The 16,316-nt window shown below is 55.0% G+C and carries 15 protein-coding genes and 1 riboswitch; of the genes, 4 read left to right on the top strand and 11 right to left on the bottom strand.

Annotation, left to right across the window (positions count from 1 at the left end):
* Positions 1-143: 143 nt before the first annotated feature.
* The 8 genes from WA318_RS17090 to gpmI form a co-directional block, all read right to left on the bottom strand.
* Positions 144-989, bottom strand: a complete 846-nt coding sequence (locus tag WA318_RS17090) for an alpha/beta fold hydrolase (RefSeq protein WP_336083079.1) — start codon at positions 987-989, stop codon at positions 144-146.
* Positions 990-1,022: 33 nt separating this feature from the next.
* Positions 1,023-1,829, bottom strand: coding sequence for a methyltransferase domain-containing protein (locus WA318_RS17085; protein WP_336083077.1), 807 nt, complete (start codon positions 1,827-1,829; stop codon positions 1,023-1,025).
* Positions 1,830-1,905: 76 nt separating this feature from the next.
* On the bottom strand, positions 1,906-2,094 hold the full coding sequence (locus tag WA318_RS17080) for a hypothetical protein (protein WP_114097090.1): 189 nt from the start codon (positions 2,092-2,094) through the stop codon (positions 1,906-1,908).
* Positions 2,095-2,176: 82 nt separating this feature from the next.
* A complete protein-coding gene (locus WA318_RS17075; protein WP_114097091.1) occupies positions 2,177-2,710 on the bottom strand; it encodes an RNA pyrophosphohydrolase in 534 nt (177 codons plus the stop codon).
* 42 nt (positions 2,711-2,752) lie between these two features.
* Positions 2,753-4,270, bottom strand: coding sequence for a divergent polysaccharide deacetylase family protein (locus WA318_RS17070; protein WP_336083073.1), 1,518 nt, complete (start codon positions 4,268-4,270; stop codon positions 2,753-2,755).
* 58 nt (positions 4,271-4,328) lie between these two features.
* Positions 4,329-5,630 (bottom strand): S41 family peptidase, encoded by a 1,302-nt coding sequence (locus WA318_RS17065; RefSeq protein ID WP_336083071.1) that lies wholly within the window; start codon positions 5,628-5,630, stop codon positions 4,329-4,331.
* Entirely contained in the window at positions 5,627-6,985 is a 1,359-nt protein-coding gene (locus tag WA318_RS17060; RefSeq protein ID WP_258548632.1) for a murein hydrolase activator EnvC family protein, read from the bottom strand. Before WA318_RS17060 ends, WA318_RS17065 begins: the two co-directional genes overlap by 4 nt.
* Positions 6,966-8,558 carry a 2,3-bisphosphoglycerate-independent phosphoglycerate mutase gene (gene gpmI, locus WA318_RS17055; protein WP_336083068.1) on the bottom strand — a complete coding sequence of 531 codons (1,593 nt, stop codon included), beginning with the start codon at positions 8,556-8,558 and terminating at the stop codon, positions 6,966-6,968. Before gpmI ends, WA318_RS17060 begins: the two co-directional genes overlap by 20 nt.
* 287 nt (positions 8,559-8,845) lie before the next feature.
* Positions 8,846-8,940: riboswitch (glycine riboswitch) on the top strand.
* A gap of 201 nt (positions 8,941-9,141) precedes the next feature.
* Between gpmI and WA318_RS17050 the strand changes: the two genes are divergently transcribed.
* Together WA318_RS17050 and WA318_RS17045 are read left to right on the top strand one after the other, a co-directional pair.
* Positions 9,142-10,584 carry an L-serine ammonia-lyase gene (locus WA318_RS17050; protein ID WP_336083066.1) on the top strand — a complete coding sequence of 481 codons (1,443 nt, stop codon included), beginning with the start codon at positions 9,142-9,144 and terminating at the stop codon, positions 10,582-10,584.
* A gap of 162 nt (positions 10,585-10,746) precedes the next feature.
* Positions 10,747-11,286, top strand: a complete 540-nt coding sequence (locus WA318_RS17045) for a dihydrofolate reductase family protein (RefSeq protein ID WP_336083063.1) — start codon at positions 10,747-10,749, stop codon at positions 11,284-11,286.
* Positions 11,287-11,349: 63 nt separating this feature from the next.
* On the opposite strand, the gene WA318_RS17040 is transcribed toward WA318_RS17045, so the two are convergent.
* Both WA318_RS17040 and fabG read right to left on the bottom strand, forming a co-directional pair.
* On the bottom strand, positions 11,350-12,069 hold the full coding sequence (locus WA318_RS17040) for a YajG family lipoprotein (protein ID WP_336083060.1): 720 nt from the start codon (positions 12,067-12,069) through the stop codon (positions 11,350-11,352).
* Positions 12,070-12,108: 39 nt separating this feature from the next.
* The gene (gene fabG, locus WA318_RS17035; RefSeq protein WP_114097207.1) at positions 12,109-12,888 is read right to left on the bottom strand and encodes a 3-oxoacyl-ACP reductase FabG; all 780 of its coding nucleotides are present in this window, start codon (positions 12,886-12,888) and stop codon (positions 12,109-12,111) included.
* Positions 12,889-13,201: 313 nt separating this feature from the next.
* Between fabG and WA318_RS17030 the strand changes: the two genes are divergently transcribed.
* Entirely contained in the window at positions 13,202-14,203 is a 1,002-nt protein-coding gene (locus tag WA318_RS17030; protein WP_336083057.1) for a phosphotransferase enzyme family protein, read from the top strand.
* Complete coding sequence (locus WA318_RS17025; protein WP_336083054.1) at positions 14,200-15,534, top strand: aspartate aminotransferase family protein; 1,335 nt, start codon at positions 14,200-14,202, stop codon at positions 15,532-15,534. Before WA318_RS17030 ends, WA318_RS17025 begins: the two co-directional genes overlap by 4 nt.
* An 8-nt stretch (positions 15,535-15,542) precedes the next feature.
* Here the strand turns inward: WA318_RS17025 and WA318_RS17020 are convergent, their stop codons facing one another.
* Positions 15,543-16,316 carry a DeoR/GlpR family DNA-binding transcription regulator gene (locus WA318_RS17020; protein ID WP_114097101.1) on the bottom strand — a complete coding sequence of 258 codons (774 nt, stop codon included), beginning with the start codon at positions 16,314-16,316 and terminating at the stop codon, positions 15,543-15,545.

Genomic DNA, 16,316 nt, shown 5'->3' with positions numbered 1-16,316 from the left:
CATATACGTCTTCGGTGTCGGTCCCATACCAACCATGTATTGTCCGCGCCGCCACATTATGCGTGGCATTTTTCGCGGATCGAACCTGATCAGGTCACTTGTGAAGAAGGGGGACGTCAATGGGACCGCGTGACGATTGCGGCCTATTGGCTTGTGCTTCCCAGAAAGTCCCTGATTGCGTTGATTTGCGCTTTGTCATTCAGATGGGGAGCATGTCCGCAGTTCGCCACTGCAAAAACAGGCATTTCAGGTTTTTTATTTTTCATTTTATCAACAATGGCCTTGGGGATCAGATCAGATTGTTCGCCGCTGATCAGCATTACCGGACAGGGCAGGGCATCAAAAACATCCCAGGCATCAAAGGAATCAATGTGTTCGGCAAAGATGCGCATGACTTCGGGGTCGTAATGCATCATGAAATTGCCATTCGGCAGGCGTCGCACGGACCGTGAAGCTAAAAATGCCCAGGTGGCATCATCGGCAACGCCAAACGGGGCATAAACCAGCCTGACCAGCTTTTCAACATCATCGATGGTTTCGAATTCCGGTGATGCCCCGACATAGGATTTGATCCGGGCAACCGCATTCGGATCAAGTTCCGGCCCGATATCATTGAGGACCAGCTTTTCGATCCGTCCAGCGACTTCGGCAGTGGCATAAAGGCCAATCAGCCCGCCCATGGATGTGCCGATCCAGTCACAGGTGCTGACCCCGAAATGGTCAAGCAGTTCAAACATCTGGGCGACATAGAAAGGGACGGTATATTCGCGGTCCGGATCTTTGGCCCAGCCGGAAAAACCACGCCCGATCATGGTTGGACAGAGTACGTAATACTGATCGGTGAAATGCGGGGCAACATGATCAAAATCATCGGCAAGCCGCGCCAGACCATGCATCATGATCAGTGGGCGTTTTGCTGGATCACCCCATGCCCTGACATGGATTTCATACCCACAGCATTTGACGAAATGTTCGCGAAAATCTGCCATGGGAAGGCTCCTTGTCAGGGAAGTGATCGGGGATTAGCTGGCCCGTTTGCGGGCGATCATGAACAGGCGATTGAATGGGAACAATGTGCGTCCATCATCGCGTATCGGGTAAACCTGATTAAGGCGTTCCTTGTATTTCGCGGTAAAGCTCGCACGTGCCGCGTCATCAGGAAGGGCTGCCATAACCGGGCGCAGGATGGTCGAGCTGGTCCAGTTATAAACCGCGTCCGGGCCATTGAGCACATGGCAATATTGTGTCTGCCAGAGGTCAATCTCGTCGCAGGATGGTGCAAGAACATCAAAATAGTCGCCAGGTCGCATGATGCGTGCGGCATGCATGGCTTCGGCGACTTCCTTGCGCCACTCGATCCCGGCTTCACCGATCAGCTGATGGCTGGGGGCCAGGAAATTATTGGGCACCTGAATGGCAATCATGCCGCCGGGGCGGACAAAACTCATCAGGCGCGGAAACAGGTGTGAGTGATCGGGGACCCATTGAAGGGCGGCATTGGAAAACAGCAAATCAACCTGATCATCAGGCTGCCATATTGCGATATCGGCCTTTTGCCAACGGATATTTTCCGACCGTTTGCGTGCGGTCTCAAGCATCTCGTCAGAGGAATCAACACCTATAATTCGCGGGGTATCGTCGCCTTGATCCGCATATGCATCGGCAAGGACAGCTGTTACCGATCCCGGGCCACAGCCCAGATCAACGATGTGACGGGGTGAAAATCCGCTTGCTGCTTTGGGCAGGCGGGTAATCAGATCAATGGCCGGTCGCAAACGCTCATTGCCAAACAGACCGTAACGGGCAGGGTCCCAATATGTATTGCTCATAGACAATTCCTAGAGCTTTCTCGGGTGTTTTTAAAGCATTAGATGCCGGTTACGGCTGCGTCAGGCACAAGGTTGATTAATGATCGGCTGCTTCGAGCTGATCATAATAACCCTTGATCAGATGGAACATGAACAGCACAGCGCCAATGAAAAGGGCCAAACCGACAAAATAGGAATAGCCGTCTTGTGAGCCAGATGCATAGAACAGGCCCAAAATACCGACCGCAATGGTCAAAACACCAAAGATAATCCGATCCGCACCCATATTGGAACTCCTCTAAGCCGTAGGTGTTATTGATTCTTGAAATTTAGCGAAAAGAACGCAGCGATCAAGCCGCATAGTCGCCTTATGCCTGTTTGATTTCACGAATTCTTTGCGGTACATCACGAAACGCATCAGCAATTTGCAAATAAACAGGCCGTTTGAACGGCACGATCAGATCGGGCAGTGTGGCAAGATCATTCCATCGCCAGGCATCAAATTCCGGATTGGGAACATCAATCTTGATGTGCTTGTCCTTACCGGTAAAGCGCATGGCGAACCATTTCTGTTTCTGGCCGCGATACTTGCCCTTGAATGCTTTGCCGACCAGATGGTCGGGCAGGTCATAGGTCAGCCAGTCAGGTGTTTCTGCGATGATTTCAGCCTTGTCGGTGCCGATTTCTTCCTTGAGTTCGCGAAGGGCGGCCTCAACCGGTGTTTCGCCATCATCGATACCGCCCTGTGGCAACTGCCAGGCACCTTCAAAGCCCAGACGGTTGCCCATCCAGACCAGACCATCCGCATTGAAAAGAGCAATGCCGACGCACGGACGGTATGGCAGGTCTTCGGCACGGACCTTTGATTTGGTTTCGGACGGGTTTGCGGATTTGTCAGCCATGATTTCTCCTGCGTGACCGGGGCCGGAATTGGCGGCTTGCCGTCACTGACCTTCGATGGTGGCGGCGGGTTCTGTGTTGTTGGCAGCATCTTGCGCCATCGCTTCGATTTCGCGTTTTTCAGCTTCAAGGCGCGATGCTTCGGCCTCGGCGACGGATTGCGGTGTGACTTGCATCCCGGAAATTGCACTGACCGGGGCCAGTTCGACCCCCTGACGTTTTAAACGCAATGCCCAGTTCCGCAGACGCTGGATTGTGACCGGATAGGATTGGGCAAATCCGATTGCCGCGCCGTTGCGCTTTGCAAGTTTCACCAGTTCGGTCAGTCTCGCATCGATCTGGCGGCGGCTCGGGATTTCATCAATCAGGACATTGCCGATTGCATTGGGTGTTCCGGCATTCGATGCCAGTTGTGCGCCGTAGCTTGCCATGCCGCTGCGTGTGCCTTCGACATACATCAGACCGGATCGGGAAATGAATTCGATGATCGGCCGGATGGCGCTATCAAGGCTGCCGAATTTTGATCCTTCGTGACTGACCAGTCCGGCATAGCCGGGGAACTGTGCAAGTAACCATTCAAGCCGCACAAGGTTTTCCCCCTCGGACAGGGATGTCAAAAGTGCGCGCGGACCGGGATCAGACAGCGGGAAGTCGACGGGTTCCATCGGCAGTTCAAGGAAGACTTCATGTCCCATTGCACGGGCCTGACTGGCGACCGATTTGATGTCGCGCCCATAAGGCGAAATCGCCAATGACACGTTCAAGGGAAGATCATTGATCGCGGTCTGGGTGCGTTCATCATTCAAGCCAACACCGGTCAGAATGATGGCGACATAAGGTTGTCCGTCGGTTTTCTCGAACGGGCGTTTATAGGCATCAAACGGGGTTGTCCCGTCATCTGCAATACGCGGAATACGTCCGAAGCTTCCTTCCTCGTCAAGGCCGGGAAGCGGGGCCTGTCGCAAGGGATCGGGTTCGATGGGATCGTCAAGCGATCCTTCCTCGGCGATCAGGGCTGCGAGTTCTTCGGGGGATGGCTGGTCCCCTGAAGTTGCACCATCACCCTGTTCGGGTGTCCCGATCAGATCGGAAATACCCGATAGCTGACTGGCGATTTCTTCGGGACTGCTATTCGTGCCGTCGGTTGGCATATTGGTGTTTTGCTGGGCGCGTTCACGTTCCTGCATGTCACGCACACCGCGAGCAATCTCTTCCTGAAGTTCGCGCTCAGAACCCGGCACGGCAACCAGTGCCTCGGGCCCGCCGGTATGAAACAGTCGCCAGCCGGTTTCGGGATCAAGAACCGGGATCATGGCCACAGCTGTCGCCCCGAAGGGCGACAGGAACAGCGTAATGATCAGAAGCTTTGACAACCAGCTGCGCCTTGATTTCGGCCGCTTGGGAAGTCTTTTGAACTGAACATCGATGGGCAGTTCATTGAAGGGCAGGTCATCGAGATCAACATCGTGTTCGGCGTCAGACATCCCGTCGCCAAGGTCGTCAGCCAGCGCGCCAGCCATGTCCTCGTCGAGATCGCCATTCTTCTTCTTTCTGAATGGCAAGGAGTTTAGGATTTTCCTGAACACGAACAGCTAGTCTCTCACGGTGTCCGGTTGGTCCTTACCCTTGCGGGCGAGAACCAAACAGGGAAATGCCCCGGATCATGTCAAGTGCACGCGACAGCTGGTAATCGTCAATCGCAAGCTGCTCGGCCTGATCCCGGCGGGAATTTGCATCCTTTTCGGTATCGGTGGTGTGTGCGTCCTCGTTGCGAAGCGCACCATTCAGTGATGCTTCGGAACGGCGGGTGTCACCTTCGATGCTTTCGACACGGGCCTGTGGCACGATGATATCGGGAACGATCCCGACTTCCTGAATCGATTTGCCCGACGGGGTGTAATAGCGCGCTGTCGTCAGACGCAGTGCGACATTGCCCGGCATCGGAAGGATGGTTTGTACCGATCCCTTGCCGAAGCTGCGCGTGCCCATGATGATCGCCCGGCGGTGATCCTGAAGCGCACCGGCAACGATTTCGGATGCCGATGCAGAACCGTCATTGATCAGAACAATCATCGGAAGACCTTCGGCCAGATCGCCGGAACGGGCGTTGTAGCGTTCGGTATTCTGGGTGTCACGCGGACGGGTCGATACGATTTCGCCTTTATCAAGGAAGGCATCGGAAACCGAAATCGCCTGATCAAGAAGACCGCCCGGATTGTTGCGAAGGTCAATCACCAGACCCTTGATTTCCGGGCCGATCTGATCGCGCATGTCGGTAATGGCGCGCTGCAAGCCGCTAAAGGTCTGTTCGTTGAATTTGGTGATGCGGATGTAACCGATATCTTCCTTTACCTCGGCGCGAACCGACTGGATCTTGATCACTGCACGGGTCAGGGTGACATCAAACGGCGCCTGTTCACCCTTGCGGATGATGGTCAGGACGATGTCGGTATTGACCTTGCCACGCATCATTTCGACCGCGTCGTTAAGCGTCAGGCCGCGAATGGCAGTGCCATCAATATGGGTGATGAAGTCGCCCGGTTGCAGGCCGGCCTTTTCCGCGGGTGTGTCATAGATCGGCGAGATGACTTTGACAAAGCCGTCTTCCATCGTGACTTCGATCCCAAGCCCGCCAAATTCGCCGCGGGTATCGACTTGCATTTCCTCGAAATTATCCATGTTCAGATAGGAGGAATGCGGATCAAGCGAGGTCAGCATGCCGTTGATGGCAGCTTCGATCAGCTGCTTGTCATCGACTTCTTCGACATATTTGGCTTTGACCTGTTCAAAGACATCGCCAAACAAATTCAGCAGGCGATACGTTTCAGCCGAGGACGTTGAAGATTGCGCCAGACTTGGGGACGCAAGGCCGAAAGTCATGCCGGTCGCGAGTGCGAGTACTGCCAATCGAGAGGTTTTCATCCACTTACCTTGCCGTTTTTCGAGGCCAGCCAGGGAAGCGGATTAATCGCTTCTCCGTCCTGGCGCATCTCCAGATACAGTTTAGGCGCCGTTTCACCCATAATACCAACAGGTTCGCCCGCCAATAGATATTGTCCTACCACACTGTCGAGCCGATCAAAACCGGCGATAAGGCTATGGTATCCTTCGCCGTGTTCGATAATCAAGAGTCGGCCGTAACCGCGGAAGGGTCCGGCAAAGACAACTTTGCCGTCAAAGGGCGAGACAACCTGCGCATTTGCACGTGTGCTGATCTCAATTCCTTTGGATCTTGTGACTGTCAATCCGTCCGGGCCACGTGATTTTTCCCCGAACAGTGTGACGACTTTGCCACTGGCGGGCATTCGTAAATGCCCGTGTGCCAGCGTAATTGAACTGCCAACAGCGAATTCCTCGTCGCTGGTGCCATCTTTTTTGTCTGGTGCGCTGGGTGCGTCATCTTTTCGCGCCGGGGGTTCCGGCGGCGGGTTGCGCGCAATGGTCGTTGCGCCAAGCGTGTCGGCGTCCGGTTCGGTCCGGCTGGCAAGCTGAATTTCCGGGCGGGAACGCGGTTTTGGCAGGCCTTCGGCACGCTTGCGAAGCGTACTCAGCAACTCGCCAAGTGATTTGGCCTCGTCGGCAAGGGCGCTCACGGCTTTGGCGGCTTCGTGTGCTTCGGCCTCGGTCTCGGTGCGCAAGCGGCGTTTTTCACCCAGCAGGGCGGCCAGTGATGCGCGGTCCTGCTGTAATTCCTTGGTCGCTTTGGCGACATCGGCGCGACGGTCGCGGATATCTTCGCGAAGTGTGGCGATTTCAGACAATTCCTTGCGCAGGTCGCGCGCATGCTGTTCCACGCCGGGAAGCGCTGCTTTGAGCAACACCGCCGAACGCAGGGTATCCTGCGGTGATGTTGGCAGGGCAATGACGGCTTCGGGCGGTGTTGTTGACAGACGCTGTAGCGCCATCAGGATGCGGGCATATTGCCCTGCCTTGTCTTCGAGACTGGTCGCGGCAACCTTTTCACGGGTTTCGAGTGTCTGAAGCTGATCTTCAAGTTCGGTCAGGGTCGATTCCAGACGCTGGGTCCGCCGGGCAACCGAAATGGCTTCGGATTGCAGGGCCTGTTCCTCGGTCCAGAGTTCGCGCGATTTACGCGACAGGAACTCTTCCTGTTTTTGCTGTTCGGAAAGCTGGCTTTCGAGTTGATCAAGCTTCTTGTCAACTTTCTGCAGCGATTGGGCAAAAGAAGGCGCTGCCCCGCCTGCTGCAAGAACCGCAAAAACGGTCAGCGCAGGCAGGGCTATCCTGTAAGCAAATTTAGCTCGCAAGAAGCGCATCATTCTGTTTCAGGCCCCTAAGCAACGGTTTGCCAGTCATCTCGGCTGGCTGGGCGACGCCAAGCAGTTGCAGCAAGGTCGGCGCAACGTCGGCAAGACGCCCATTCTCCAATGTTACCCCTTCCGGACCGTTAACAAGAATGGTCGGAACGAGATTAAGGGTATGTGCCGTGTGCGGTTCGCCGGTTTCAGGATCGACCATGACTTCGCAATTGCCGTGATCGGCAGTCACAAAGGCGACACCACCAACCGACTTGATCGCATCAATCACTTTGCCAAGGCAGGTATCAACGGCCTCGGCCGCCTTCATGGCCGCAGACAGAATGCCGCTATGGCCGACCATGTCGGGATTGGCAAAGTTCAGGATGATCGCGTCGTATTTTTCCGACTTGATCGCAGCAACCAGTTTTTCTGTCACTTCGGGGGCGGACATTTCCGGCTGAAGGTCATAGGTCGCGACTTTTGGTGATGCGACCAGAATACGGTCTTCGCCTTCGAAGACCTGTTCTTCGCCACCGTTAAAGAAGAACGAGACATGCGGGTATTTTTCAGTTTCGGCAATACGAAGCTGCTTCAGACCGGCTTTGGAAACCACTTCGCCAAAGATGTTCGGCAGGGTCTGGGGCGGATAGATCGCATCCATGTATTTGGCATGTTCGGACGAATATTCGACCATGCCAGCCTGTATTGCGAACTTGACCGGCGTGCCACGATCAAAGCCATCGAATTCCGGAGCGCACAGGGCTGCCAGGATTTCACGGGCGCGATCGGCACGGAAGTTGGTCATCAGCAGGCCATCGCCATCCTTGATGCCATCGAAATCACCAATCACTGTCGGCAGAACGAATTCATCGGTGGTGTCTTTGGCATAGGCATTGGCAATGGCGGCTTCGGCACTTTCAGCCGTACGGCCATCGGCGTAATTTTTGCCCTGCACCATCGTGAAATAGGCCTGGCTGACGCGTTCCCAACGGTTGTCGCGGTCCATGGCGTAATAGCGCCCGGTAACGGTCACGATTTCAACGTCGGCATCGCCGATCAGGGCGCGGAATTTCTCAAGGAATTTGGCAGCACTTTTCGGTGCCGTGTCGCGACCATCAAGATAGGCGTGAATTTTCACCGGTACACCAGCGCCCGCGATGATTTTCGCAAGGGCGGCCATATGGGCCTGATGGGAATGAACGCCGCCTTCGGACAGAAGACCGGCAATGTGGCAGACGCCATTGCTGTCTTTCAGGGTCGCGATAATCTTTTTGACGGTGTCGGTATCGGCAATGGAGCCAGTTTTGACGGCTTCATCAATTTTGGGCAGTTCCTGCATGACCACACGGCCCGCCCCAAGATTCATGTGACCGACTTCCGAATTGCCCATCTGGCCTTCGGGCAGGCCAACATCCAGACCGCACGCCTTGAGGAAACCGGTCGGGTTATTGGCATAAAGCGCATCCCAGACAGGCGTATTGGCCAAGGCAACGGCGTTGTCCTTGGTTTCTTCGCGATAACCCCAGCCGTCCAGAATGCACAGCACCACCGGGCGCGGGCGCTTTACGGAATTCGATACAGTCACGTTCATAAACCCCACTGATAGAGATAAAGGCTGAATTACCCGTAAATAATTACCAGTAAATATGGTGACTTACGGGACGGTTCGCCATCAATCCTGTTGCGCAGGCAGGGTGGGTCAACCGTTACTCGCAACAGGCACATGTGTAATTCCGGCAATTTAGCATGAATGTGGCCGCGAAACAGTACCCGTGCCGGGAATTTTTTGCAGGTGCAAAGCTGCTTTTTGACAGGGTTTGCAGACACAGATACTCTGCGTTCCAACGGTGATCCTCAGAGACGGCAGAAATGGCGTTTCGCACCACGACGGGAGAGCCCGGTCATCCGCATGACCGGCGCCGAAGGAGCAATAGCCCCATAAAACTCTCAGGCAGATGGACCGTCGCGGATAGAGGCTCTGGAGAGAGAAACCGGATGGCGTGCATGTTCATTGTGCCCGACACCCGGTTTCCACCGAAGGATGAAAACCTGTTGGCTGACATTGTTTTTGGCAGGCAGGCGCACAATCTCAGGTCAAGGGACAGAGGGGGCAAGACACCGGTTCGCAAACGGCGCGAGATTTCGCGCGTTCAAGAGCCGTGAAGGAGGCCCTTATGACCACCCATACCGCCACCGGTCCCGCTTCGGGATCGCAAGACGGATCTGTGCAAGACGTAAACCTTTCTGTTGTTGATCTTTATACCATCGGGATTGGCCCATCGAGTTCGCATACGGTTGGTCCGATGCGGGCGGGTTACCGCTTCTGCCTTGAACTTGAAGCTCGCAATCTTTTGACCAGAACCGGCAGCGTGGTCGTCGATCTTTATGGATCGCTTGCCCTGACGGGTAAGGGACATGCGACCGATACCGCTGTGATCATGGGCCTTTCAGGGCAACGTCCGCGCAGTGTGGATCCCGATGATGTGGCCCCGACCATGGCGGCAATTGATGCCAGTTCCGAGCTGCAACTTTACGGGCAGCATCCGGTGGCCTTTAACCGCGAGACCAATCTTGTTTTCCATTTCACCGAGACCTTGCCGCAACATCCCAATGGCATGCGGATCACCGCCTTTGATCGTGACGGGGTGAAAATCCACGAACAGGAATATTTTTCAGTTGGCGGCGGATTTATTGTGTCTGGTGATGATCGCGGGGCGGAATATTCCGGTGATAACATCACATTGCCCCATCCGTTCGGATCAGCCGATGAATTGATGGCGATCTGCAAGCGCGAAGGGCGTTCGATTGCCGAAATCATGATGGCAAATGAACAAAGCTGGCGCAGCCCGGACGAGACATATGAATTTGTCGATCGCGTGCATCGGGCGATGATGGATTGTATTGATCGTGGCTGCAAAACGGACGGTATTTTGCCCGGCGGGCTGAATGTGAAACGGCGTGCATCCAAGCTTTATCACGAACTGACGGATAAACCCGAAGCGGGCCTTCGCGATCCTTTGACCGTGATTGACTGGGTCAATCTTTATGCCCTTGCCGTGAACGAGGAAAATGCCGCAGGCGGCCGCGTCGTGACGGCTCCGACCAACGGGGCAGCCGGGGTGATCCCGGCCGTTCTTCGCTATTATGAACGGTTTGGGGCCAATGCCAGTCAGGCCAAAATTCGCGAATTCCTTTTAACCGCTGCTGCAATCGGTTCGATCTACAAGAAGCGTGCCTCGATCTCGGCAGCCGAGGTCGGATGCCAGGGCGAGGTCGGTGTGGCCTGTTCGATGGCAGCGGGCGCACTTTGTGCTGTTCTGGGCGGCACACCCGAACAGGTCGAAAATGCCGCCGAGATCGGGATGGAGCATAACCTTGGCCTGACCTGCGATCCGATTGGCGGTTTGGTGCAGGTGCCCTGTATCGAACGCAATACAATGGGGGCGGTCAAGGCGATCAATGCCGCACGTCTGGCATTGCGCGGCGACGGACAGCACACCGTGTCGCTTGATCGTGTGATCGAAACCATGCGCCAGACGGGACTCGACATGCAAAGCAAGTACAAGGAAACCAGTCAGGGCGGGCTTGCGGTTAATGTCAACGTTGTCGAATGTTAACCCCTGTTCGGAAGAATAGGGCGGAAAACAGCGGTTTCTGACAATCGGGTGGTGATGGAAACAGTGCCGGTTTCTGCTTTCTTGTCACTCCCGGTTGATAATCTGCTATGATCGGTGAACCAAAAAAAGGGGCAAAGACCCCATCAAAGGTTGGACATAGACATGGGCAAAAAGCTGTTCCGCATATATATCGCGGTCAGTCTGGATGGCTTCATTGCACGCACCAATGGCGCGGTTGACTGGCTGGATCAATATGATCCGGCCGAGTTTGGCTTTGATGACTTTCTGGACTCCGTTGGCACATTGATCATTGGCAGAAACACCTTTGATCAGGTCATGGAATTTGGTGACTGGCCGTACGAGGCTCGCCGCACCATCGTTCTGACATCACGCGATCTTCCCGAAGACCGCCCGGCAAATATCGAGGCCTATGGCGGCAGCATTATCGAACTTGTCGATCAGCTTCGCGACAGTCGGAACGGGGACGGGGATATCTGGGTTGTTGGCGGGGGCAGCGTGGTGACGCAGTTCCTGTTTGGCGGCTTTGCCGACCAGCTTGATATCTTTACGGTTCCCGAAGTGCTCGGCGATGGCATATCGCTGTTCGGGCGCGATGCCGGTGGCATCAAACCCCGACTTCTGGCGTCAGAGCGCTATAGTTCCGGCGTGGTCCGCAGCCAGTATGGGTTGCATGATATCTGAATGACAAAAACCGCGCCCAAACGGCGCGGTTTTTGGTTCACCACGTTTCGGCTTAAAGGCCGATCATTTTTCTGAAAGCGCCAAGAGCTGTTCGGTGATTTTTTCGCGAACCTGCTTTAAAGCGTTGATTGCACTTTTCTGCCAATCGCTATCGAGCGCCATTTGCATGTTCTCGTTGTACTGCTCTTTGATCCTGATAGGGCCAGACTGGGTGATATTGTCGGCAGTTAAGGTTATGTCGCTGCGATTGTGTATGGTGATTTGCCAGAAGCCGGGTTCAAACCATGACCAGAATTCCGAAATATCAACTTTGACATCGGCGGCACTGGCGTAATTCGCATCTTCTGGTGTCAAAACACGGTATCCGGCTGCCTGGAATCCGTTTTCGACCGTTTTGGCAATGGCGTCGGCGACGGTCTTGCCTTCGGGGATCAGCACATCGCCCAAGGCCATGCCATAGGTGTTGCGTTTACGCGCATAGGCGCGGGACGTGATCGACTTGTTATCAATTTCGTCATTGGCAAGCGAGGGGATATCCGGACTGGGCGGGTCAATCTGGAATTGACGGTTGTCATTCACTTCCAGAATTCTGACCTCGGTTCCTTCGGCGGGGTTTTCAATGGTGTCTGGTTGTTCGATTTGAACGACACTTCGTGATGTTGCGCAAGCCCCGAGGAACGCAACGCAGCCGAGCACTGCGAGAATCTTAAGGTGATGAAGTTTCATGATAAATCCCCTCTGAATACTGAAAATATCAGTATCCAAAGGGGAAAGGGGATGCAAATTTAAATTGTGTTTCCTAGGTGAGTATCTCGTTTTTGCTTAGATCTCGCCCAGTGCATCAAGCGATTCAGGCAGGATTTGTCCGCCATCGACGATAATGGATTGGCCGGTGATATAGGCGGCCTCGTCGGATGCAAAGAACAGGGCGGCATTGGCGATGTCCTCGACACTGCCCAGACGTTTGAGCGGGATCGAGTTCGCCATCGAGTCCAGGTAATCCTGTCCAAGATCAGCCAGACCTTCGGTCATGATATTGCCCGGCATCACGGCATTGATCGTCGTGTTATAGCGCGACAGTTCCATTGCGGCAGTCCGGATGAAACCAAGCTGACCAGCCTTGGACGCACCGTAATGCGCCCAACCGGGATAGCCGGTGACCGGACCGGTTATGGACGAGGTGATCACGACCCGGCCTTTGCCGGCTTTCTCGAAATAGGGAATGCAGGCCTTTACGCAGAGAAAGCTGCTTTTGAGGTTGGTCGACATGACCTGATCCCAGTCATCTGCACCCATTTCAATCATTTTGACCTGCGGGAAGATACCGGCATTGGCGCACAGGATATCAATCCCGCCAAAGGTCTTTGCGGTGTATTCCGCCATGCCCATGACCTGATCCCAATCTGCGACATCACACAGAAACATATCCGCTGTACCACCGGCAGCCTTGATTTCCTCAACCGTTACGACCGCATCCTTTTCGGTGCGGGCCACAACCATGACCTTTGCGCCCTGTTTTGCAAAGACGCTGGCGATGCCCTTGCCAATGCCCTTGGAGCCACCGGTAACGATGACGCTTTTTCCGGAAATTGAAGTCAGCATGAGGGATCCTTTCATGAAGTCACGGCACGCCGGTCGATGCATTTGAAAAGCGTCTGACGGGTGCGTCGTCCCTGATTGTGCAGTGCGTTATGTTTTTCAGATGATCGGGGCAATTTTTCCGTGATGCAACAAAAAATGTTGCAAGTTACACATTTTAGAGCGCAATATTCACAGAAGGCCGTCTAAAACGGCTTATCCGGTGAAATGCGTGACGGATGCCTTGGGCCAATGCCGACAGTTTTCAACGGCTTTGATGGCGGTCACCCGATCAGGTTTCGAGACGGTTTCAGCTAGGGAATGAGGGAGGCCAATATTGGGCGGAATTTACGATGACGAGCTGATTGCTGCCCTTAAGGCTGGTGCAATATCGGTTTTGGGCGGCTGGGGTATGGGGCCTGACAGCATCGTGTCGCTTTTGACGGTTTCGGAAAACGCCACCTTTCTTGCGACCGATCCGGATACGAGTGCCAGGATGATCTTGCGGGTACACCGGCCCGGTTATCACACCCGTTCCGAAATCGAGTCCGAACTTGCCTGGATCAATGCCTTGCGCGCGGCTGACGTGGTTGATACGCCCAAACCGCGCTTGCGCAGTGACGGATCACTGGTGGCCGGTTTTGATCAGGATGGCGTTACCCGCCATGTGGTGGCCTTTGATTTCATGAAGGGCGATGAACCATCCGCCGATGATGCCTTGATCGACGGTTTTTCCAAGCTGGGTGCGATTAGTGCCCGGTTGCATGGTCATGCCCGGAAATGGTCGCGTTCGGTGAATTTTGTGCGCAAAAGCTGGACATTTGACACCACCCTTGGCGCAACACCGCATTGGGGGGACTGGCGTGCTGCACCGGGGCTGGACCCGGACGGGCTGGCTCGTCTGGAACAGGTTTGTCGCCATCTGGATCAGAAACTTATGGCCTTCGGGATGGGGAGTGAGCGGTTTGGACTGATCCATGCGGATTTGCGTCTTGCCAACTTGCTGGCCGATGGCGACCGGCTTGGTGTCATTGATTTTGACGATTGTGGCTTTGGCTGGTTTGGCTATGACTTTGCCGCAGCCATCAGCTTTATCGAACTGGACCCGATCATTCCGGCGCTCAAGGAAGCCTGGGTGGAGGGGTATCGAACCATCGCGCCATTTTCCAAAGCAGATCACGAGATGCTCGACAGTTTCGTGATGCTGAGACGGTTGTTGCTGACGGCATGGATTGCAAGTCATCCGGAAACACCAACGGCCCAGGAAATGGGAACTGATTTCACCAGCGGAACCCTTGCGATGGCGGAAACCTATCTTGTGGCAGAGGGGATATCATGACCGAGGTGCGCCCCATCCTTGATATGAATGCCTATGACAGTTCTGTCCCGGGCAGAAATGACCCGGCGCGACCTGATCTTTTAAGTCGCCGGTTGCGTAATGTCGGGGCGGCATCGGTGCTGTTTTACCGTGACCCGATTGAAATGGTATCCGCATCGGGATGCTGGATGACTGCCGCAGACGGCACCAACTATCTTGATTTCTATAACAATGTGCCCTCGGTCGGGCATTGTCATCCACAGGTGGTCAGCGCAATGGCCGACCAAGCCGCGCGCCTGAATATCAATAGCCGCTATCTGCATCAGACGGTGGAAACCTATCTGGATCGTCTCAAGGAGACGTTTCCTGATCATCTGGAAAATATTGTTCTGACATGCAGTGGCAGCGAGGCCAATGACCTTGCTATCCGGATAGCACAACGCACGACCGGGGCACGGGGCATGATCGTTACCGAAAGCGCCTATCACGGGAATACTGCGGCCGTGACCGAGATATCACCATCGGCGATCAAGCGCGGCGGGTTGCCCGATCACGTGATTGCGATCCCGCCACCTGGCAAGCAGGCCTATGGCGATAATATTGCGGCCGGTTTTGCCGATGCTGTGCATTCGGCGATTGAAACGCTGAAAGAACGTGGTTGCGGTGTTGCCGCCCTTATTGTCGACAGCATCTTTTCGAGTGACGGGGTCTTTTCAAATCCCAAGGGCTTTTTGCGACTGGCCGTGGCGGTTGTCCATCGTGCGGGCGGGTTGTTTATTGCAGATGAAGTTCAGCCCGGATTTGGCCGGACCGGTGATGCCTTTTGGGGTTTTGCGCGTCACGATGTTGTTCCCGATATCGTTAGTATGGGCAAGCCGATGGGCAATGGTTTTCCGATGGCGGGCATTGCGGTCAGGCCGGAATTGCTGACCGCCTTTTGCGAGGATGTCGGTTATTTCAACACCTTTGCGGCAAGTCCGGTTGCCGCAGCCACAGGGCTTGCCGTGCTTGACGTCATTCGTGACGAGAACTTGCAAAACAATGCGACCGTGTGCGGCGCCTATTTGCGCGAAGGGTTGCAGCATCTGGCCGAGATTGATGGTCGCATCAGTGATATTCGCGGTGCCGGTCTTTTCCTGGGGGTTGATCTGTCGGCTAACGGGGACCCGGCACAGCCAAGCGGGCAACTGGTCGGGGATGTGATCAATGCGATGCGCCGTCATCGCGTTCTGATCGGTGCGGCCGGAAAATATGGGCAGACATTGAAAATTCGTCCGCCCCTTTGCCTGAAACGATCAGAAGTCGATTTCTTTATCGAGGCACTGGGCAAGTCGCTTCGCGCCTGTGGCTAGATGAGTGTTCAGTCGGGTTGTTTGGCCTTGATCACGCAACCGGCGGCACGAATGGTTTCACCCAGTGCGCCCAACGGCTTCTGGTCACTGACCAGAACATCCACACCATTCCATTCGCAATAGCGCGCCGGGAAGGACTGATTGAATTTGGTGTGGTCGGCGACGATCATGCTGCGCGTGGCGCGTTCCATCATTACGGCGTAAACCTCGGATGCATCAATCATGGCGTCGCTTGCGCCGTCACCATCAAGGCCGCTGGCCCCAAGAATTGCCCATTCCACCCGATAGTTTTCCAGAAACCGGATGGTCTGTGCACCATGCATCGCACCTTCCTGGGCGTGATAAAGACCGGGTGCCATGATCACGCGAATGGTCGGATTGATCGCAAGCACGGTCGCGACCCCGAAGGAATGCGTGATCACGGTCAGATCATTCATGGTCACAGCCAGACGCTTGGCGACATGCACCGTGGTTGCACCGGACCCGATCATGATATGGCGGGCACCGGCCAGAACCGGCATCGCCTGACGGGCAATCAGTTCGCGTTCGGCAATGTGAAGCTTGTGTCGTTCATTCAGGCCCGGCTCGCTTGATTGCCGACGTACCGCACCGCCATAGGTCCGGTTGATCAATCCCTGCTGGGTCAGTTCGTCAAAGTCACGACGAATGGTCTCGGTCGAGACACCAAGACGTTCTGCCAGATCAATGATCCGCAAGGACGGTTCATGATCCAGTTCGCCTAGAATGCGTTGTTGTCGCAGGGATTTTTTGTTTGCTGCCAT

Source organism: Thalassospira sp. CH_XMU1448-2 (assembly GCF_037027285.1).
In the GTDB taxonomy this organism is placed as follows: Bacteria; Pseudomonadota; Alphaproteobacteria; order Rhodospirillales; family Thalassospiraceae; genus Thalassospira; species Thalassospira profundimaris_C.
The sequence above is the reverse complement of the archived record's forward strand: the minus strand, read 5'-3'. Positions and strand labels throughout refer to the sequence as shown.